General features: G+C 72.3%; 3 protein-coding genes and 1 tRNA gene. 2 read left to right on the top strand and 2 right to left on the bottom strand.

The annotated features are described in order from the left end of the window. Positions 1-85 precede the first annotated feature (85 nt). Positions 86-1,375, bottom strand: a complete 1,290-nt coding sequence (locus ACQ5SO_RS21285; protein ID WP_430943660.1) for a flavin-dependent oxidoreductase — start codon at positions 1,373-1,375, stop codon at positions 86-88. A gap of 225 nt (positions 1,376-1,600) precedes the next feature. Continuing rightward, a tRNA-Val gene (locus ACQ5SO_RS21280) sits at positions 1,601-1,676 on the bottom strand. A gap of 163 nt (positions 1,677-1,839) precedes the next feature. On the opposite strand from ACQ5SO_RS21280, the gene hemF reads away from it, so the two are divergent. Together hemF and ACQ5SO_RS21270 are read left to right on the top strand one after the other, a co-directional pair. Beyond that, the gene (gene hemF / locus ACQ5SO_RS21275) at positions 1,840-2,757 is read left to right on the top strand and encodes an oxygen-dependent coproporphyrinogen oxidase (RefSeq protein ID WP_430943659.1); all 918 of its coding nucleotides are present in this window, start codon (positions 1,840-1,842) and stop codon (positions 2,755-2,757) included. Continuing rightward, the gene (locus ACQ5SO_RS21270; RefSeq protein ID WP_430943658.1) at positions 2,754-3,176 is read left to right on the top strand and encodes a metallopeptidase family protein; all 423 of its coding nucleotides are present in this window, start codon (positions 2,754-2,756) and stop codon (positions 3,174-3,176) included. Before hemF ends, ACQ5SO_RS21270 begins: the two co-directional genes overlap by 4 nt. The last annotated feature ends 93 nt before the right edge of the window (positions 3,177-3,269 follow it).

The following is a 3,269-nucleotide window of genomic DNA, read 5'->3' as shown; positions in this document are numbered from 1 at the left end:
CCCCCCCCCCCCCCCCCCCCCCCCCCCCCCCCCCCCCCCCCCCCCCCCCCCCCCCCCCCCCCCCCCCCCCCCCCAAGCAGCGCCCTCAGAAGTCCCCGGGAACCTCCTCCGGCGCCACGTGCGGCAGCGGCACGATGTCGGGGCGCCCGTTCAGCCCCTCCACATCCATGCCCGCGGTCTTCTTGTAGTTGGCGGCCATCTGCTCCAGCTCGGCGCGGGTGATGACCTCCTCGATGTCCTCGAACCCGTCCGGCGCGCGTTCTTCCACCAGGTCGAGCACCTTGTCCGGGCCGTCGCCGCGATTGGCGAGCACCACCGCGTTGACCGCGGGTCGGCGGGCCTCGTCATAGGCCATCAGCGCCGCGGGGCCGACGCCGAGCTCGAGGAACTTCGCCACCATGACGCGCGCGTCGATGATCGCCTGCGAGGCGCCGTTGGAGCCGATCGGGTACATCGCGTGCGCCGCATCGCCGAGCAGCGTCATCCGCCCATGGGTCCAGGCGCCCAACGGATCGCGGTCGACCATCGGGTATTCGTAGATCTTCTCGGCCCCGCGGATGATCGCGGGCACGTCGATCCAGTCGTAATTGTAGCCGTCGAAGCGCGGCAGCACGTCCTCGGCCTTGCCTTCCAGCGTCCAGTCGGCGCGGCTGTCGAGGGTGTCCATCGGCAGGGTGAGGTCGGCGATCCAGTTGATGACCGACAGCCCCTCGCCCGCATCGTCGATGGGATAGCAGACGAACTTGGTGTCCTTGTCGCCGATCATCGCCATCGAGCGCCCGGTGCGGTAGCGCGGGCCGATGGTGACGCCGCGCCACATCATCGTGCCGCCCCAGACGGGCGCGCCCTCGGTCGGGAACAGCAGCTTGCGCGCCGCCGAATGGATGCCGTCGGCGGCGACGAAGACCGTGCCGCGGGCCGAGCCGATGACCTCGCCCGTGCTGCGCGCGCCGAGGGTGACGACGATCTCGTCCCCTTCCTCGTGCCAGTTGAGGCAGGAGATCCCGGTCTTGATCACGTCCTCGCCCGCGCGCTGTTTCAGGCGCTCGAGCAGCATCATCTGCATCCGCCCGCGATGGATCGAGAACTGCGGCCACTTGTAGCCCGCCCCGGCGCCGCGCGGCTCCGCCCAGATGTCCTTGCCGTTCTTGGCGGCGTAGACGACTTCTTCCGTGCGCAGCGCGATCCGGTCGAGGTCCGGCAGCAGGCCCAGCTCGGCCAGCTCGCGCACCGCGTGGGGCTGCACGTTGATGCCGACGCCGAGGGGGGCGATGGTCTCCACCGCCTCGTAGATCTGGAACGGGATGCCCGCCTGGTGAAGGCTGAGGCCGAGCGTGAGGCCGCCGATCCCGGCGCCCGCGATGATGACGGTCATGACTGTCCCCTCCGGTTCGGCGCGCGCGGCCTCTCCCCGGGCCGCGTCTGCGCGAAGGGGGTTAAAGCGCCGTTTCGCCCGCCGCGCAACCGGACGGGGCGGCGCAGGCGCGGGGCGGGACGGGCGCCTGCGCGGGGCGCAAGGAATGCGGGGCGAAACGGTTGCGGCGGGGAACGAAGGCCCGGGGGGAAGGGGCGGCCCGGGCGGGGCGTGCCGGGTGGGGCATGGTGGGCGGTGAGAGGCTCGAACTCCCGACATCCTCGGTGTAAACGAGGCGCTCTACCAACTGAGCTAACCGCCCCCATCGCGGGGCCGGGCGCAGGCATAGGCGAGCCGGCGCGGTTGGTCAATCGGCCGCAGCGCCCCGGCGCCCGCGCGCCCCGGCCTTGCCGCCCCCGCGCCCGGCCCCTACAGTCCCGCCGCCCCGCCCCCGGCGGGAGGACCGGACCTGAAGGAGCGCCCCGATGACCGACGCAGCCGCCGAAGTGGGCGAGGCCGAGAAGGCCCGCGCCTCCGACTGGTTCCGCACCCTGCGCGACCGCATCTGCGCCGCGTTCGAGGGGCTGGAGGACGCGCAGGCGACCGGCCCCCACGCCGATCTTTCGCCCGCCCGGTTCGAGCGCAAGGAGACGAAGCGCGCCGGCGAGGGCGAGGGCGACGCCTCTTCCAGAGATGGTGGCGGCGGCGAGATGTCGGTGATGCGCGGCGGGCGGTGTTTCGAGAAGGTCGGGGTCAACATCTCCACCGTCTACGGCACGCTCGGCGACATGGCGCGCCGCTCGCTCTCCTCGCGCGGGGTGCCGGGGCTGGACGAGGATCCGCGGTTCTGGGCCTCGGGGATTTCGCTGGTGGCGCACATGCGCTCGCCCAAGGTGCCGGCGGTGCACATGAACACCCGCATGTTCTGGACGCCCCAGGCCTGGTGGTTCGGCGGCGGCGCCGACCTCAACCCGATGCGCGAGGTCCCCGAGGACACCGCCTTCTTCCACGACCAGTTGAAGATCGCCTGCGACCGGCACGACGCGGGCTACTACCCCCGCTTCAAGGCCTGGGCGGACGAGTATTTCATGATCCGCCACTGGAACGAGCCGCGCGGCGTCGGCGGCATCTTCTACGACGATCTGAACACCGGCGACTGGGAGGCGGATTTCGCCTTCACCCAATCCGTCGGCGACGCCTTCCTCAAGGCATACCAGCCCATCGTCGAGAAACGCATGGACGAGGCCTGGACCGCCGAGGACCGCGAGCACCAGCTGGTCCGCCGCGGCCGCTACGCCGAGTTCAACCTGGTCTATGACCGGGGCACCCAGTTCGGCCTGCAGACCGGGCACAACCCGGAAGCCGTCCTCATGTCCCTGCCGCCCGAGTGCAAGTGGCCGTGAGCGGGCCCGCCGCCCTGCCCTGCGGCGCGTGGGAGGCGCCGTCCGAGGACGATTTCGCCGCCCTCGCCGCCGCCGCCTTCGCGGAGCTGCCGGACCAGATCCGCGCCGCCTGCGACGGGCTCGCCATCCGCATCGCCGATTTCGCCGATGACGAGACGCTGGACGAGATGGGGATCGAGGACGGGTTCGAGCTGACCGGCCTCTATCGCGGCGTCTCGCTGCCCGAGAAATCCAGCATGGACGTGGCGCCGATGCCGGACGAGGTCTGGCTCTATCGTCGCCCGATCCTCGACGAATGGGCCGCGCGCGGGGATGTCGGCCTCGGGGCGCTGGTCGCCCACGTGCTGATCCACGAGATCGCGCACCATTTCGGCTGGTCGGATGACGAGATCGCCGCGGTGGATGACTGGCGGCTGTGACGGACGTTGGTGAGGGGCGGCCCGGGGGGGGGGGGGGGGGGGGGGGGGGGGGGGGGGGGGGGGGGGGGGGGGGGGGGGGGGGGGGGGGGGGGG

The sequence above is a fragment of the Rhodovulum sp. DZ06 genome (genome assembly GCF_050586345.1).
Classification (GTDB): domain Bacteria; phylum Pseudomonadota; class Alphaproteobacteria; order Rhodobacterales; family Rhodobacteraceae; genus JBOCEF01.
Note: the sequence above shows the minus strand (reverse complement) of the source record. Positions and strands in the feature narration are given on the sequence as shown.

Bases quoted from the DNA above. Each gene is read 5' to 3' on its own strand.
- hemF (WP_430943659.1), top strand. From the start codon at position 1,840: ATGACCGACGCAGCCGCCGAAGTGGGCGAGGCCGAGAAGGCCCGCGCC.
- ACQ5SO_RS21285 (WP_430943660.1), bottom strand. From the start codon at position 1,375: ATGACCGTCATCATCGCGGGCGCCGGGATCGGCGGCCTCACGCTCGGC.